This window comes from Variovorax sp. Varisp53, from assembly GCF_059491555.1.
In genome coordinates this window covers 4,698,064-4,713,384 of record NZ_CP168512.1, presented here as the reverse complement: position 1 = coordinate 4,713,384, position 15,321 = coordinate 4,698,064, and the positions used below count along the sequence as shown (strand labels likewise).

The window sequence follows — 15,321 nt, the reverse complement described above, 5'->3', positions numbered from 1 at the left end:
CTCCGATGGACCTGCTGGCCCTCCTCGATCACCTGCTCAATTTTGTCGCTCCTGCGGCCTTCCTGGCCCTGGTGCTGGCTCTTGCCGGCCGGTTCCTGGGCAGCGGGCGCACCGGCGTCCCGCGCTGGTGGGTGCAGTGGGCGCTGACCTTTGCCGTGGGTGTGGGCGTGTCGGTGATCGGCCTCGTGGTGTTCGGGCGCGACGGGATGATGGCGACCTACGCTGCGCTCGTGGCGGCCTGCGGCACCGTCCAGTGGCTGGCGATGCGCGGCTGGCGCCGCTGAGGGCCAGCCAGCCCCGAACCTGGCCTGCCTTGGCGCGCTGCCGCCGCAGCGAGGCTCAGGTCGGCATGCCGGGGATCGGCGAGTTGGACGTCGCGGGCGCCGGCGCTGCCGCGGCCGGCTCGGAGGGGGCCATCATGAATGTGGTCGGCGTCGCCATCGGCAGCGCGGCCTTCCTGAGCTCGTCGAGGATCACGAACAGCAGGTCGCTGCGCACGCCGCCCGCAAGCCGGGGGCTCGCCACATAGGCGATCGCCTGGAAGATCAGCAGCCCGTTCTCGATGCCCTCGAGCGTGAGCGATGGCGCCGGCGTTTCCAGCACGCCTTCGTGCCCCCTGCAGGCCGCGAGGATCAGATCGCGCACGCGCTGCGCGTCGGTGGTCAGCGGCATCGGCAGGCGGATCAGTACGCGGCCCTCGGCATTGGCCAGCGTCATGTTGCGAACCGTCTTGGTGATGAACTCCGAGTTCGGCACGATGAGTGTCGAACGGTCGCCCAGCTGGATCTCGGTGGCGCGCACATTGATGCGCCGCACGTCGCCCTCGGCCGTGCCCAGCACCACCCAGTCGCCCACCTTCACCGGCTGCTCCGCCAGCAGGATCAGCCCGGAGATGAAGTTCTGCACGATCGCCTGCAGGCCGAAGCCGATGCCCACCGACAGTGCGCTCGCCACCCACGCGATGCGCTCGATGCCGATGCCCAGTGCCGACAGGGAGAACGCGATCACCAGAATGCCGCCTACGTAGCCCAGCAGCGTGGAGATCGAGCTCTGCATGCCTGGTTCGAACTGCGTGTTCGGCAGGTAGCTGCGCGTGAGCCAGCGCTTGAAGATGCGCAGCACGATCAAGCCCACCACCGCAACCGTGATCGCGCTCAGGATCGCGCCCGGAACCAGCTGGAACTCGCCCACCTTCACGCCGGTTCCGAGCTTGCCGCTGCGCTGGAACACTTCGCTCGGAGATGTGCCCAGCGGCGCGGCCAGAGCGATCAGCATGTAGACGAACAGCGCCACGCGGCTGATGCCCGACAGCACCGTGGCCGCCTGGTCCAGCGTCTGCGGTGCGAGGCCGAAGCTCTTCTGCAGCTTCTGGCCGAAGGTGCTGCGCGAGGCCACGCTGGCCATGAACACATCGTCGGCGAACTTGAACAGCACGTAGAAGGCAGCGGCCACGATGCCGCTCCAGGTCAGCTGCGAGGCCAGGAAGCTGCCCAGCGCCACGTAGCCCAGCGCCACCAGCACCCAGATGGCGATCATCAGCATGCCGATCAGCGCCACCAGCAGGCCGACCCACATCGGCCGCTCGGGCAGGCCGGCCTCGGGCGCGTCGGCGCGCAGCGCCTTGAGCCGGTAGATCACCGTGCCCACCAGGGCGGTCAGCACCAGCGCCGTCAGCACATGCGTGGTCACCACGGCGGCGAAGCTGGCGTCGATCAGCGCATTGATCTCGGCCGGCGTCCAGGCCAGTGCCGCCACCAGCGCCACCAGCCAGGGCAGCGCGGCAAGCCGGCTGGCCGTGGCGTCGGGGATCGGCGGCAGCCGCCACGAGGGGCGCGAAGTGGCCAGCAGCGCGCGGCCCAGGCCGATGACGAAGGCCATGAAGGTCAGCGCCTGCGCCGCCGATTGCAGCGCCTTGCGCGCCTGCGGGTCCCAGGTGGCATAGGTCTTGAGCACTTCCACGAAGCCGTGCGCGGCCACCGCCACCAGCAGCACGTGGCTCGCGACGATGGCGATCACCAGCAACGAGCGGCGCAGCCGGCCGGCCGGCAGCACCCGCATGGAGAGCCGCGCCAGCAGGTGCTCGGCGCCCCAGACGCCCAGGAAGGCCAGCAGCAGGGCGCCGATCAGCGCGGCGATCACCGCCGTGCGCGACGCGGGTGCCAGCGCCTGTTCGATGCCGTCGCCGAGGGCCGTGCCCATGGCCTGCAGCCGCGCCAGGTCATCGGGCCAGGCCTCCTGCAGGTCGTTCCAGAAGGCCTCGGTGAGCGGCGAGGCCGCGCGCTCGGTGAGCTGCGCCTCGAACAGCGCGCGCCGCTGCGTGACCAGGTCGGCGCCGCGCTGGCGCACGTCGATAGACAGAAGCTTCGCAAGCCGGATATCGGCGTCGAGCGCGTTGCGCTCCTTCGTCAGCTGCGCGCGCTGGCGCGTGATGCCGGGGTCTTCGGTGGTGCCGGCAGCGGGCGGGTTGCCGAGCTCGCCCAGGCGTGCGTTGAGGTCTGCGAGGTCGCCGGTGCGCGCGGCGACGAATTTGTCCGCCTGCGCGCCGATGTCGTTGATCTGCCCGATTTGCTTGCGCGGGTCGTCCTCGGCGTCGCCGCCCTTGCCCGGGTCGGCGGTGAGCTTGTTGAATTGCGCCCGCAGCTCGGCCACGGTGGGCGCGGGGCTGCCGCGGCGGCGGTGTTGGCGCTGTTGTTGGGATTGCCGGTGCCGGCGTTCATGCTGGCCTCGGGCTGCGCGAACGCGCCGCACACCGACAGGGCCAGCAGGATGGCGAGGCCGAAGCCCGCCAGGCGAGAGGTCCGATTCATGGCCGCATCATAGAAGCGGCCATGAGGTAAGAGCCTGTAAGAAGCGTGCGCCTCAGCCGGCCGGGCTGAAGAGGTCGACCCGGTCGGTGATGATGCCGTCGGTACCCAGGCCGATCAGCCGCTGCGCCGCCCATTCGTCGTTCACCGTGTAGCTCAGCGCGCGCATGCCGGCGCCGTGCACCTGCGCCACCACTGCGGCGTCCCACAGCGCGTGGTTGCAGACGATGGCCACGCAACCCAACTGCTGCGCGGCTTCGAGCCAGCCGTTCCACAGCGTGTCGAGCAGCAGGCCGCGCGGCAGCTCTGGCTGCACCGCTTGCGCGCCTTTCAGCGATTCGACCTCGAAGGACGTGAGCAGCGGCGGCACGGCAGCGCCTTGCCACAGGCGCGCAGCCTCACGCGCCACCACCTCGCCGGTTTCGCGCTCGACGCCCGGCGTGGGTTTGATCTCGATGTTCAGCAGGTGGCCGTTCGCCAGGCAGTAGCGCGCGAGGTTCTCCAGCGTGGGCAGCGGCTCGCCCGCATGGGCGCGTGAGTGCCAGCTGCCCGCATCGAGGTGCGCCAGCGCGCTCCAGGGCTGCGCGCCGCCGGTGCCATGGCCGCTGGTAGTGCGGTCGAGCGTGGCGTCGTGCATCAGGAAGACAACGCCGTCGGCGCTGAGCTTGGCGTCGCACTCGAACATGCGGTAGCCGTATGCCGCGCCAAGCCGGAACGCGGCAAGCGTGTTCTCGGGAGCCAGCTTGCCGGCGCCGCGGTGAGCGACCCAGCGGGGGTAGGGCCAGGGTTTCATGAGCATTTCTTGAGTTGGCTTTCGGCTTCTTCGTGGGACACCGCGGAACCGGCTTTGCCGGGCCGCTGGTGTCGCCCCCGGTAGGGGGTAGGAGAAGCGACACGAAGTGCGCGAAGCCTGGGGGCGAGCATTAATCCGCGCGCTTGCCGGAGCCGGCGTCGAACCAGTGCAGCTTGTCTTCGCGCGCGGCGATCTTCACCGTGTCGCCTGCCACCGGCGGATGGTCGCCTTCGTCAGTGCGCATGATGATCTGCTCATCACCGATGCGGCCGTACACCAGGCGCTCGGCGCCCAGCAGCTCGACCTGCTCGACCTGCACCGTCCAGCCGCTCTCGTCCAGCTTCAGATGCTCGGGGCGAATGCCCAGGATCTGGCCCGGGCGCACGCCCGGCGCGTGCTTCAGCAGGTTCATCGGCGGCGAGCCGATGAAGCTCGCCACGAAGGTGGTGGCCGGTTTGGAGTACACCTCTTCGGGCGTCGCGAACTGGTCCATCACGCCGCCGTTCATCACGATGATGCGCTGCGCCAGCGTCATCGCTTCGACCTGGTCGTGCGTGACGAACAGCGAGGTGATGCCGAGTTCGCGGTGCAGCTTCTGGATTTCGAGGCGCGTCTGCGCGCGCAGCTTGGCGTCGAGGTTCGACAGCGGCTCGTCGAACAGGAAAACCTGCGGCTGGCGCACGATGGCGCGGCCCATGGCCACGCGCTGGCGCTGGCCGCCGGAGAGTTCGCGCGGCTTGCGCTCCAGCAGGTGGCCGAGTTCGAGGATCTTCGCGGCCTTGTCGACGCGCACCTTGATCTCGTCGACCGGTACCTTGGCGATCTTCAGGCCGTAGGCCATGTTCGCGAACACGCTCATGTGCGGGTACAGCGCGTAGTTCTGGAACACCATGGCGATGTCGCGCTCGGAGGGCTCGAGCTGGTTCACCACCTTGCCGCCGATGGCGATCTCGCCGGCCGAGATTTCCTCCAGGCCGGCCACCATGCGCAGCAGCGTGGACTTGCCGCAGCCCGAAGGGCCCACGATCACGATGAATTCATGGTTGGCGATCTCGGCGCTCACGCCGTGGATGACCTGGTTGGCTTTCGGCCCGTGGCCGTAGCGCTTGATGACGTTGCGTAGGGAAAGTGCAGCCATGTTCTTCTCGATTTCGGCCTCGACCACGAGGCGCTGTTATTTCCAAAACCACCGCGGAACCGGCTTTGCCGGGCCGCTGGTGGTGCCCCCGGCAGGGGGAAGGCGTAGCGACACGAAGTGCGCGAAGCCTGGGGGCGAGCCTATTTCTCTGTATCAACAAGGCCCTTGACGAACCACTTTTGCATCAGCACAACCACCAGCGCGGGCGGCAGCATGGCGAGGATGGCGGTGGCCATCACGACGTTCCATTCGTTCTGGCCGTCACCGCCGGCGATGAGTCGCTTGATGCCGACCACGATCGGGTACATGTCCTCGTTGGTGACCGCCAGCAGCGGCCACAGGTACTGGTTCCAGCCGTAGATGAACTGGATCACGAAAAGCGCGGCAATGCTGGTCTTCGACAGCGGCAGCAGCACGTCGAAGAAGAAGCGCATCGGGCTCGCGCCATCCATTCGCGAGGCCTCGGTGAGTTCCTCGGGCACGGTCAGGAAGAACTGGCGGAACAGGAAGGTGGCCGTGGCCGACGCGATCAGCGGCACCGTGAGGCCCGCGTAGCTGTTCAGCATGCTCAGGTCCGACAGCACCTTGTAGGTGGGCAGGATGCGCACTTCCACCGGCAGCATCAGTGTCACGAAGATCGCCCAGAAGCAGATCTTCTTGAAGGGGAAGCGGAAGTAGACGATGGCGAAGGCTGACAGCAGCGAAATGGCGATCTTGCCGATGGCGATGACCAGTGCCGTTACCAGGCTGACCCACATCATGTGGGCCACCGGGGCGTTGGAGCCTGCGCTGCTCGCGCGGCCGAAGAGCGCGCCCTTGTAGCTGTCGAGCATGTTCGAGCCTGGCAGCAGCGGCATCGGCCGCTGCACGATTTCCTGCGCGGTGTGGGTGGACGCCACGAAGGCGAGGTAGATGGGGAAGGCGACGATCAGGACGCCGAGGATCATCACCACGTGGGCCAGGACGCCCTGAGTGCTTCTTCTTTCAACCATGTCAGTACTGCACCTTTTTCTCGACGTAGCGGAATTGCACGATGGTGAGCGCGATCACGATCACCATCAGCACGACCGACTGCGCGGCCGAGCCACCCAGGTCCAGCGCCTTGAAGCCGTCGTGATAGACCTTGTAGACGAGGATTTCCGTGTCCTTGCCCGGACCGCCTTCGGTGGCCGCGTGAACGATGGCGAAGGTGTCGAAGAACGCGTAGACCACGTTCATCACCAGCAGGAAGAAGGTGGTGGGCGACAGCAGCGGGAACTGCACCGTCCAGAAGCGGCGCCATGGGCGCGCGCCGTCGATGGCCGCCGCCTCGATCAGCGACTTGGGAATGGACTGCAGGCCGGCCAGGAAGAACAGGAAGTTGTACGAGATCTGCTTCCACACCGCGGCCATCACGATCAGCGTCATCGCGTGCTTCGAATTGAGCAGGTGGTTCCAGTCGATGCCGATCTTGCCGAGCGCGTAGGCGACCACGCCCAGCGAGGGGGAGAACATGAAGACCCAGAGCACGGCTGCCACGGCGGGCGCCACGGCGTAGGGCAGGATCAGCATGGTCTTGTAGAACATGCCGCCGCTCACGATGCGATCGGCAAAGACGGCCAGCGTCAGCGACAGGCTCAGGCCTATGGTGGCCACCAGCACCGAGAAGACGGCGGTGGTCTTGAACGACTCGCCATAGGCCGGGTCGTCGAACAGGTCCTTGAAGTTCTGCAGCCCGACGAAGTCGACGGATGTGCCGAATGCGTCCTGCTGCTGGAGCGATTGCAGGATGGCTTGCCCTGCCGGCCAGAAGAAAAACACGAGGATCACCGCCATCTGCGGTGCCAGCAAAAGCCAGGGCAACCAGCCCGAGCGAAAGAAAACGCGTTTTTCCATGAACCCTCTACATAAAAAATCCCGCCCAGCCCACTCTTGCGCAAGAGCGGACGGGGGCGGGCGATGTTAGCCGGACACGCGAGGGGTCCGGTCGTCGATCGTCAGCTCTTGTTGGCCTTCTGGAAGCGTTCCAACTGCTCGTTGCCGCGGGTCACGATGGCGTCGAGGGCTTCCTTGGCGGTTTTCTTGCCGTTCCAGACCTGTTCGAGCTCTTCGTCCTCGATGGCGCGGATCTGCACGTAGTTGCCCAGGCGGATGCCGCGACTCTTGTCGGTGACCTTGCGGATCATCTGCGTCACGGCCACGTCGGTGCCGGGGTTCTGCTTGTAGAAGCCCGATTCCTCGGTGAGCTTGTACGAGGCAGTGGTCACCGGCAGGTAGCCGGTGCGCTTGTGGCTGGCCGACTGCACTTCAGGCGTCGAGATGAAGCTGAAGAACTTGGCCACGCCCTTGTACTCGGCCGGTTTCTTGCCCGACATGACCCACAGGCTGGCGCCGCCGATCACGGTGTTCTGCGGTGCGCCCGGCACGTCCGGGTAGTAGGGCAGGGGAGCCAGGCCGTAGGCGAACTTGGCGTTCTTCGCCACGTTGCCGTAGAAGCCCGAGGACGTGTTGATCATGGCGCACTCGCCAGAGACGAACGAGGCTTCAGGCACGTTGCCGCGGCCCTTGTAGATGAACAGGCCCTGCTTGGCCATGCTGGCCAGGTTCTCGATGTGGCGCTGGTGCAGCGGCGAGTTCACCTTCAGGCGCGCGTCCAGGCCCTGCAGGCCGTTGGCCTTGCTCGCGAACTCCACGTTGTGCCAGGCCGAGAAGCTCTCGACCTGCGTCCAGTTCTGCCAGGCCGTGGTGAACGGGCACTTGTGGCCGCTGGCCTTGAGCTTGGCGGCGGCGGCTACGACTTCCGGCCAGGTCGACGGGGCCTTGTCGGTGGGCAGGCCGGCGGCCTTGAAGGCGTCCTTGTTGAAATAGAAGATGGTGGTCGAGCTGTTGAACGGGAAGCTCAGCATCTGGCCGTTGGGGGCGGTGTAGTAGCCGGCCACGGCGGGGATGTAGGCGGCCGGGTCGAACTTCTCGCCCGCGTCCTTCATGACCTGGCCCACCGGCACGATCGCGCCCTTGCTGGCCATCATGGTGGCGGTGCCCACTTCGAACACCTGCAGGATGTGCGGCGCGTTGCCGGCACGGAAAGCCGCGATGGACGCCGTCATCGATTCGTCGTACGTGCCCTTGAAGGTCGGGATGACCTTGTATTCCTTCTGGCTCTCGTTGAACTGCTTGGCCAGGTCGTTGACCCACTCGTTGTTGACGGCGGTCATCGAGTGCCACCACTGGATCTCGGTCTGGGCCTGCGCCACGTTGAACAGCGTGGTGGCGGCCAACGCCGATGCCAGCGCGAGCGTCTTGAATCGCATGAAGACTCCTGAAGGGAAAAATGGAAAGCGCGGATGCTAGGGCATGTGCATGACACAGCCGCGTCACATTGGCGCACGGAGCGCCGCTTTCTTCCAATCAGGGAAACCCCTTTGGCCTCATGCCCGGCGCGGGCGGCGGCCCTGCATGCTGCGCTGCACCATGCTAGCATCGCCCTCCCTTTTTCTGGCCTAGCTTGTCGCCATGGCCGGGGCTTCCGCGAGACCGCCATGAGCAGCAAAACCTCCCTCGACAAAAGCAGGATCAAGTTCCTCTTGCTCGAAGGCATCCACCCCTCGGCCGTGGAGGTGCTGCGCGCCGCCGGCTACACCAACATCGAGTCGCTGCCGGGCGCGCTGCCCGACGCCGAACTCAAGGCCAAGATCGCCGACGTTCACTTCCTGGGCATCCGTTCGCGCACCCAGCTGACGGCCGAGGTGTTCGCCGCCGCCCACAAGCTGGTGGCCGCCGGGTGCTTCTGCATCGGCACCAACCAGGTCGACCTCGAAGCGGCGCGCGAGCATGGCGTGGCCGTTTTCAACGCCCCGTACTCCAACACCCGCTCGGTGGCCGAGCTGGTGCTGGCCGAAGCCATCCTGCTGCTGCGCGGCGTGCCCGAGAAGAGCGCGGTGGCGCATCGCGGCGGCTGGCTCAAGTCGGCCGACAACGCGTTCGAAATCCGCGGCAAGACGCTGGGCATCGTGGGCTACGGCTCGATCGGCGCGCAGCTGTCGGTGCTGGCCGAGGCGCTGGGCATGCATGTGGCCTTCTTCGACGTGGTCACCAAGCTGCCGCTGGGCAATGCGCGCCAGGTGCGCGAGCTGCACCAGCTGCTGGCGCAGAGCGACATCGTGACGCTGCACGTGCCCGAGACCCAGGCCACGCAATGGATGATCGGCGCGGCCGAGATCGCCGCGATGAAGCCGGGAGCCATCTTGCTGAACGCCTCGCGCGGCACGGTGGTCGAGATCGAGCCTCTGGCCGAGGCCCTGAAGAGCAAGAAGCTGCTGGGCGCCGCCATCGACGTGTTCCCGGTGGAGCCGCGTACCAACAAGGACGAGTTCCTGTCGCCGCTGCGGGGGCTGGACAACGTGATCCTGACGCCGCACATCGGCGGATCGACGATGGAGGCGCAGGCCAACATCGGGCTGGAAGTGGCCGAGAAGCTGGTCAAGTACAGCGACAACGGCACCTCGACTTCTTCGGTCAACTTTCCCGAGGTGGCGCTGCCGGCGCACCCGGGCAAGCACCGCCTGCTGCACGTCCACCGCAACGTGCCGGGCGTGCTGTCCGAGATCAACAAGATCTTCTCGGACAACAACATCAACATCTCCTCGCAGTTCCTGCAGACGAACGAGAAGATCGGCTACGTGGTGATGGACATCGACGCGGCTTCTTCCGACCTGGCGCTGGAGAAGCTGGCGAAGGTGAGCGGGACGATCCGCAGCCGCGTGCTGTTCTGAAGGTCTTTCTCCTTCCCCCGCGGGGGTATGGGCGGGATGGGGGCATCTCCCAACTGGACGCCATGCATTTGCGAGCGCCGTCGTGCCCCCACCCCAACCCTCCCCCAGCGGGGGAGGGAACAATACCGGTACCGAGGCAGGGACCCGTCCCCTGACCTAAAATCCCCAGCCCGGCTATGGGCGCGCAGCGCCCGGCCGAGGCGCCCCACCCGATGAATGCTCCGACCGCGTTGAATACGCTGTTGTCACAGGCCGCAGAGCCCGTACGACTGCGCGAGATCCCGTACAACTACACCAGCTTCTCCGACCGAGAGATCGTGATTCGCCTGCTGGGCGAGCGCGGCTGGGAACTGCTCCAGACCCTGCGCGCCGAGCGCCGCACCGGCCGATCGGCGCGCATGCTCTACGAGGTGCTCGGCGACATCTGGGTCGTCCAGCGCAACCCCTACCTCGTCGACGACCTGCTCGACAACCCGCGCCGCCGAGGCCAGCTGGTCGACGCCCTGCGGCACCGCCTGGCCGAGGTGCAGAAGCGCCGCACACCCGACAGCGACCTGCCGCGCGACCAGCTCGTGGGTGAACTCACCGGCCTCGTGGGCGAGGCGGTGGCGGCCTTCGACACCAAGTTCCGCGACGTCGCCGCCCTGCGCCGCAAGGCCACGCGTGCGCTGCGCCGGCTCACGGCCAAGGACAACATCAAGTTCGACGGCCTGTCGCGCGTCTCGCACGTGACCGACGCCACCGACTGGCGCGTGGAGTACCCGTTCGTGGTGCTGTGCCCCGACACCGAGGCCGAGATGGCGCTGCTGGTGAAGGGCTGCATCGAGCTGGGCCTGACCATCATCCCGCGCGGCGGCGGCACCGGCTACACCGGCGGCGCCATCCCGCTGACATGGAAGAGCGTGGTCATCAACACCGAGAAGCTCGAGGCGATGACCGAGGTCGAGCACATGTCGCTGCCCGGCCTGGCCGACCCCGTGCCCACCATCTGGACCGAGGCCGGCGTGGTCACGCAGCGCGTGGCCGATACGGCCGAGCGCGCCGGCTTCGTGTTCGCGGTCGATCCGACCTCGGCCGAGGCCTCGTGCGTCGGCGGCAACGTCGCCATGAACGCCGGCGGCAAAAAAGCCGTGCTCTGGGGCACCGCGCTCGACAACCTCGCCTCGTGGCGCATGGTGACGCCGCAGGCCGAATGGCTCGAAGTCACTCGCATTGGCCACAACCTCGGCAAGATCCATGACGCCGAAAGCGCCGTGTTCGAGCTGCAGTACTACGCGGCCGACGGCAAGACGAAGCTGCGCACCGAGCGCCTCGACATTCCGGGCCGCACCTTCCGCAAGGAAGGCCTCGGCAAGGACGTGACCGACAAGTTCCTCTCGGGCCTGCCGGGCATCCAGAAGGAGGGCTGCGACGGCCTCATCACCAGCTGCCGCTGGGTGGTGCACAAGATGCCTGCGCACACGCGCACCGTGTGCCTGGAGTTCTTCGGCAACGCCAAGGACGCCGTGCCCAGCATCGTCGAGATCAAGGACTTCATGTTCGCCGAGCAGAAGCGCTCGGGCGTGCTGCTGGCCGGCCTCGAACACCTGGACGACCGCTACCTGAAGGCCGTGGGCTACGCCACCAAGTCGAAGAAGCACGGCGGCCTGCCGAAGATGGTGCTGTTCGGCGACATCGCCGGCGACGACGCCGATGACGTGGCCCGCGTCACCTCCGAGGTGGTGCGCATCGCCAACTCGCGCAGCGGCGAAGGCTTCATCGCCATCAGCCCCGAGGCGCGCAAGAAGTTCTGGCTCGACCGCAAGCGCACGGCCGCCATCAGCAAGCACACCAACGCCTTCAAGATCAACGAGGACGTGGTGATCCCGCTGCCGCGCATGGCCGAGTACAGCGACGGCATCGAGCGCATCAACATCGAGCTCTCGCTGCAGAACAAGCTCGCGCTCACCGACGAACTCGAAGCCTTCCTGCTGCGCGGCAACCTGCCGCTGGGCAAGACCGACGACGCGCATGAAATCCCGGCGGCCGAGCTGCTCGAAGACCGCGTGGCTCAGGCCGTCGCGCTGGTGCAGGGCGTGCGTGCGCTCTGGGCCGAATGGCTGCGCGACGTCGACACGCTGTTCCCGCAGCTGCAGGACCACACCCTGCGCGCCAGCTGGAAGACCCAGCTGCGCCAGCCGCTGCAGGAAATCTTCAGCGGCGTGGAGTTCGCTCCCATCGTTGCCGAGTGCGCGGCCATCCACAAGCAGGTGCTCAAGGGCCGCGTGTGGGTTGCGCTGCACATGCACGCGGGCGACGGCAATGTGCACACCAATATCCCCGTCAACAGCGACAACTACGACATGCTGCAGACCGCGCATGCCGCGGTGGTGCGCATCATGGCGCTGGCGCGCAGCCTCGACGGCGTGATCTCGGGCGAGCACGGCATCGGCATCACCAAGCTCGAATTCCTGAGCGACGAGGAGCTGCGTCCGTTCACCGAATACAAGGCCAAAGTCGACCCCGAAGGCCGCTTCAACAAGGGCAAGCTGCTGCGTGCGCCGGCAGGCCAGGCTCAGACGCTGCACGCCGACCTGACCAACGCCTACACGCCGAGCTTCGGCCTCATGGGGCACGAGTCGCTGATCATGCAGCAGAGCGACATCGGCGCCATTGCCGACAGCGTGAAGGACTGCCTGCGCTGCGGCAAGTGCAAGCCGGTGTGCGCCACGCACGTGCCGCGCGCCAACCTGCTCTACAGCCCGCGCAACAAGATCCTCGCGACTTCGCTGCTGGTGGAGGCCTTCCTGTATGAAGAGCAGACGCGGCGCGGCATCAGCATCAAGCACTGGGAAGAGTTCGAGGACGTGGCCGACCACTGCACCGTGTGCCACAAGTGCCTCACGCCGTGCCCGGTGAAGATCGATTTCGGCGACGTGTCGATGAACATGCGCAACCTGCTGCGCAAGATGGGACAGAAGAGCTTCCGTCCCGGCAACGCGGCCGCGATGTTCTTCCTCAACGCGACCAATCCGCAGACCATCAAGGCGGTGCGCGCGGGCATGGTGGGCGTGGGCTTCAAGGCGCAGCGCCTGGCCAACGACCTGCTGCGCGGCCTCGCGAAGAAGCAGACCGCGGCGCCGCCGGCCACGCTCGGCCCGGCACCGGTCAAGGAACAGGTGATCCACTTCATCAACAAGAAGATGCCGGGCAACCTGCCGAAGAAGACGGCGCGCGCGCTGCTCGACATCGAGGATGCGGACTACGTGCCGATCATCCGCAACCCGAAGGCGACCACGTCGGAAACCGAGGCGGTCTTCTACTTCCCGGGATGCGGGTCGGAGCGCCTGTTCTCGCAGGTCGGCCTTGCCACGCAGGCCATGCTGTGGCATGCGGGGGTGCAGACGGTGTTGCCGCCGGGCTACCTGTGCTGCGGCTATCCGCAGCGCGGCAGCGGGCAGTACGACAAGGCGGAGAAGATGATCACGGACAACCGCGTGCTCTTCCACCGCGTGGCCAACACGCTCAACTACCTCGACATCAAGACGGTGGTGGTGAGCTGCGGCACCTGCTACGACCAGCTGCAGGGCTACCAGTTCGACAAGATCTTCCCGGGCTGCCGCATCATCGACATCCACGAGTACCTGCTGGAGAAGGGCATCACGCTGGCCGATGCCGGCGGTGGCGGCTACCTCTATCACGACCCGTGCCATTCGCCGATGAAGCAGCAGGACCCGATGAAGACCGTGAAGGCGCTGGTCGGCGACAACGTGCTCAAGAACGACCGCTGCTGTGGCGAGTCGGGCACGCTGGGCGTGTCGCGGCCCGACATCTCGACGCAGATCCGCTTCCGCAAGGAAGAGGAACTGAAGAAGGGCGAAGCCGCGCTGCGCGACAGCGGCAAGGTCGGCGAGAAGGACAACGTGAAGATCCTCACCAGCTGCCCGAGCTGCCTGCAGGGCCTCTCGCGCTACGGCAACGACCTGAACAACGGCCTGCTCGAAGCCGACTACATCGTGGTCGAGATGGCCAACAAGCTCCTCGGCAAGGACTGGATGCCGGAGTACGTGGCCGCGGCCAACCAGGGCGGGATAGAGCGGGTGCTGGTATGACGGTGCAAGGCTGCCCGCTCTGCGAAGGCCATGGCGGACGCGTCGTGTTCGAGGGCGTGAAGCTGCGCGTCATCCACGCGGAAGAGGCGGGTTTCCCGGCCTTCTATCGCGTGGTCTGGCGCGCGCATGCGCCGGAGTTCTCGGACCTCGACGCAGCCGACCGCGCGCTGTGCATGGACGCGGTGGTGGCGGTGGAGCAGTGCCTGCGCGAGCACCTGCATCCCGCCAAGATGAACATCGCCGCGCTCGGCAACATGGTGCCGCACCTGCACTGGCATGTGATCGCGCGTTTCGCCGATGACAGCCATTTCCCGGGCTCGGTATGGGCACCCGTGCAGCGCGCGCGGAATACCGCGCACGAGGCGCATGTCGCTGCGCGTCTGCCGGCCGTCGAGGCTGCGATGATCGAACGCCTGGGTACAAGGAGCTTCTGATGGCAGGCTTGAAACAGGGCGCACCGACGCCGCAGTCGATCACCGTGCACGGTCAGTCGCGCGTGCTCGAAGTGGGCTTCTCGGATGGCGCGACCTTCCGCATTCCCTTCGAGCTGATGCGCATCTACTCGCCGTCGGCCGAAGTGCAGGGCCACGGCCCGGGCCAGGAAATCCTGCAGACGGGCAAGCGCGACGTCGAACTCGTCGACCTCCAAGCGGTCGGCAACTACGCCGTGCAGCCGACCTTCAGCGACGGCCACAGCACCGGCATCTACTCGTGGGACCTGCTCTACGAACTGGGCGCGAAGCAGGCCGAGCTGTGGGCTGCCTACGAGCGACGGCTGGCCGAAGCGGGCGTCGAGCGCGACGCGCCGATGCTCGACAAGGGCGGCCACGCCTGCGGCAGCCACTGAGCCGCGAATCCGCGCGGTGCTCTTGAAAAGATAGCCCCGCGCCCAGGAAGGACGGGCGGAAAAAGCAACAAATGTCCGCCGTACGCGCGGGGTCGTCGGCTTGATGTGAAGGCTTCCGGCCTAACATCGGTTGCATGAGTACCACACACTTCGGCTTTGAAACGGTCGACGAAAGCGAGAAGGCGCGCCGCGTGCGCGGCGTCTTCGATTCGGTCGCCTCGCGCTACGACGTCATGAACGACCTGATGTCGGCCGGACTGCACCGCGCCTGGAAGGCATACACCGTGATGGTCGCGAACGTGGGCGAAGGCTCGCGCGTGCTCGACATCGCAGGCGGCACCGGCGACCTCGCGCTCGCCTTCGCGAAGAAGGTCGGCGCCAGCGGCCAGGTGGTCCACACCGACATCAACGAGGCCATGCTGCGCACCGGCCGCGACCGTCTGCTCGACGCCGGCGTGTCGCTGCCCACCATGGTCTGCGACGCCGAGAAGCTGCCCTTTCCCGACGATCACTTCGACGTGGTGACGGTGGCCTTCGGCCTGCGCAACATGACGCACAAGGACATCGCGCTCAAGGAAATGAACCGCGTGCTCAAGCCTCGCGGCAAGCTGCTCGTGCTCGAGTTCTCGAAGGTCGCGAAGCCGCTGGCCAAGGCCTACGACTGGTACTCCTTCAACGTGCTGCCACGCCTGGGCAAGCTCGTGGCCGGCGACGACGCGAGCTATCGCTACCTCGCCGAATCGATCCGGATGCATCCCTCGCAAGAGGAGCTCAAGACCCTCATGAAAGAGGGCGGTTTCGGACATGTGGACTATCACAACATGACTGGGGGAATCGCCGCCCTCCATGTTGGAATCAAGTGTTGATGACGCGAATCTTTCGCTCAAGAGGAGACGA

Annotated in this window: 12 protein-coding genes; 6 read left to right on the top strand and 6 right to left on the bottom strand. The window is 66.6% G+C overall.

From position 1 onward, the window contains the following. Positions 1-5 precede the first annotated feature (5 nt). On the top strand, positions 6-284 hold the full coding sequence (locus ACEOAB_RS22040) for a hypothetical protein (RefSeq protein ID WP_413751018.1): 279 nt from the start codon (positions 6-8) through the stop codon (positions 282-284). 55 nt (positions 285-339) lie between these two features. On the opposite strand, the gene ACEOAB_RS22035 is transcribed toward ACEOAB_RS22040, so the two are convergent. The 6 genes from ACEOAB_RS22035 to ugpB all read right to left on the bottom strand — a co-directional run bounded on the left by ACEOAB_RS22035 (position 340) and on the right by ugpB (position 8,025). Beyond that, the gene (locus ACEOAB_RS22035) at positions 340-2,649 is read right to left on the bottom strand and encodes a DUF3772 domain-containing protein (protein ID WP_495653113.1); all 2,310 of its coding nucleotides are present in this window, start codon (positions 2,647-2,649) and stop codon (positions 340-342) included. A 210-nt stretch (positions 2,650-2,859) separates the two neighbouring features. After that, positions 2,860-3,603 carry a glycerophosphodiester phosphodiesterase gene (gene ugpQ, locus ACEOAB_RS22030; RefSeq protein ID WP_413750498.1) on the bottom strand — a complete coding sequence of 248 codons (744 nt, stop codon included), beginning with the start codon at positions 3,601-3,603 and terminating at the stop codon, positions 2,860-2,862. A 124-nt stretch (positions 3,604-3,727) separates the two neighbouring features. Beyond that, a complete protein-coding gene (gene ugpC / locus ACEOAB_RS22025; protein ID WP_413750497.1) occupies positions 3,728-4,735 on the bottom strand; it encodes a sn-glycerol-3-phosphate ABC transporter ATP-binding protein UgpC in 1,008 nt (335 codons plus the stop codon). A gap of 140 nt (positions 4,736-4,875) precedes the next feature. Next, positions 4,876-5,727: a sn-glycerol-3-phosphate ABC transporter permease UgpE gene (ugpE, locus tag ACEOAB_RS22020; protein ID WP_007837107.1), complete on the bottom strand. Its 852-nt coding sequence runs from the start codon at positions 5,725-5,727 to the stop codon at positions 4,876-4,878. A 1-nt stretch (position 5,728) separates the two neighbouring features. Then, complete coding sequence (gene ugpA / locus ACEOAB_RS22015) at positions 5,729-6,610, bottom strand: sn-glycerol-3-phosphate ABC transporter permease UgpA (protein WP_056593996.1); 882 nt, start codon at positions 6,608-6,610, stop codon at positions 5,729-5,731. 101 nt (positions 6,611-6,711) lie between these two features. Beyond that, the gene (gene ugpB / locus ACEOAB_RS22010) at positions 6,712-8,025 is read right to left on the bottom strand and encodes a sn-glycerol-3-phosphate ABC transporter substrate-binding protein UgpB (RefSeq protein ID WP_413750496.1); all 1,314 of its coding nucleotides are present in this window, start codon (positions 8,023-8,025) and stop codon (positions 6,712-6,714) included. 228 nt (positions 8,026-8,253) lie between these two features. Between ugpB and serA the strand changes: the two genes are divergently transcribed. The 5 genes from serA to ubiE all read left to right on the top strand — a co-directional run bounded on the left by serA (position 8,254) and on the right by ubiE (position 15,290). Next, on the top strand, positions 8,254-9,486 hold the full coding sequence (gene serA / locus ACEOAB_RS22005; RefSeq protein ID WP_056593990.1) for a phosphoglycerate dehydrogenase: 1,233 nt from the start codon (positions 8,254-8,256) through the stop codon (positions 9,484-9,486). 212 nt (positions 9,487-9,698) lie between these two features. Further along, the gene (locus ACEOAB_RS22000) at positions 9,699-13,577 is read left to right on the top strand and encodes a DUF3683 domain-containing protein (RefSeq protein WP_413750819.1); all 3,879 of its coding nucleotides are present in this window, start codon (positions 9,699-9,701) and stop codon (positions 13,575-13,577) included. Then, positions 13,574-14,011 (top strand): HIT family protein, encoded by a 438-nt coding sequence (locus tag ACEOAB_RS21995; protein ID WP_413750818.1) that lies wholly within the window; start codon positions 13,574-13,576, stop codon positions 14,009-14,011. Before ACEOAB_RS22000 ends, ACEOAB_RS21995 begins: the two co-directional genes overlap by 4 nt. Beyond that, positions 14,011-14,424, top strand: coding sequence for a gamma-butyrobetaine hydroxylase family protein (locus ACEOAB_RS21990; RefSeq protein ID WP_056593986.1), 414 nt, complete (start codon positions 14,011-14,013; stop codon positions 14,422-14,424). The genes ACEOAB_RS21995 and ACEOAB_RS21990 overlap by 1 nt, the downstream gene beginning before the upstream one ends. A 134-nt stretch (positions 14,425-14,558) precedes the next feature. Further along, positions 14,559-15,290 (top strand): bifunctional demethylmenaquinone methyltransferase/2-methoxy-6-polyprenyl-1,4-benzoquinol methylase UbiE, encoded by a 732-nt coding sequence (gene ubiE, locus ACEOAB_RS21985; protein WP_056593984.1) that lies wholly within the window; start codon positions 14,559-14,561, stop codon positions 15,288-15,290. Positions 15,291-15,321: the final 31 nt, after the last annotated feature.

Bases quoted from the DNA above. Each gene is read 5' to 3' on its own strand.
- ugpA (WP_056593996.1), bottom strand. From the start codon at position 6,610: ATGGAAAAACGCGTTTTCTTTCGCTCGGGCTGGTTGCCCTGGCTTTTG.
- ACEOAB_RS21995 (WP_413750818.1), top strand. From the start codon at position 13,574: ATGACGGTGCAAGGCTGCCCGCTCTGCGAAGGCCATGGCGGACGCGTC.
- ACEOAB_RS22040 (WP_413751018.1), top strand. From the start codon at position 6: ATGGACCTGCTGGCCCTCCTCGATCACCTGCTCAATTTTGTCGCTCCT.
- ubiE (WP_056593984.1), top strand. From the start codon at position 14,559: ATGAGTACCACACACTTCGGCTTTGAAACGGTCGACGAAAGCGAGAAG.
- ACEOAB_RS21990 (WP_056593986.1), top strand. From the start codon at position 14,011: ATGGCAGGCTTGAAACAGGGCGCACCGACGCCGCAGTCGATCACCGTG.
- ugpE (WP_007837107.1), bottom strand. From the start codon at position 5,727: ATGGTTGAAAGAAGAAGCACTCAGGGCGTCCTGGCCCACGTGGTGATG.
- ugpC (WP_413750497.1), bottom strand. From the start codon at position 4,735: ATGGCTGCACTTTCCCTACGCAACGTCATCAAGCGCTACGGCCACGGG.
- ugpQ (WP_413750498.1), bottom strand. From the start codon at position 3,603: ATGCTCATGAAACCCTGGCCCTACCCCCGCTGGGTCGCTCACCGCGGC.
- ugpB (WP_413750496.1), bottom strand. From the start codon at position 8,025: ATGCGATTCAAGACGCTCGCGCTGGCATCGGCGTTGGCCGCCACCACG.
- serA (WP_056593990.1), top strand. From the start codon at position 8,254: ATGAGCAGCAAAACCTCCCTCGACAAAAGCAGGATCAAGTTCCTCTTG.
- ACEOAB_RS22000 (WP_413750819.1), top strand. From the start codon at position 9,699: ATGAATGCTCCGACCGCGTTGAATACGCTGTTGTCACAGGCCGCAGAG.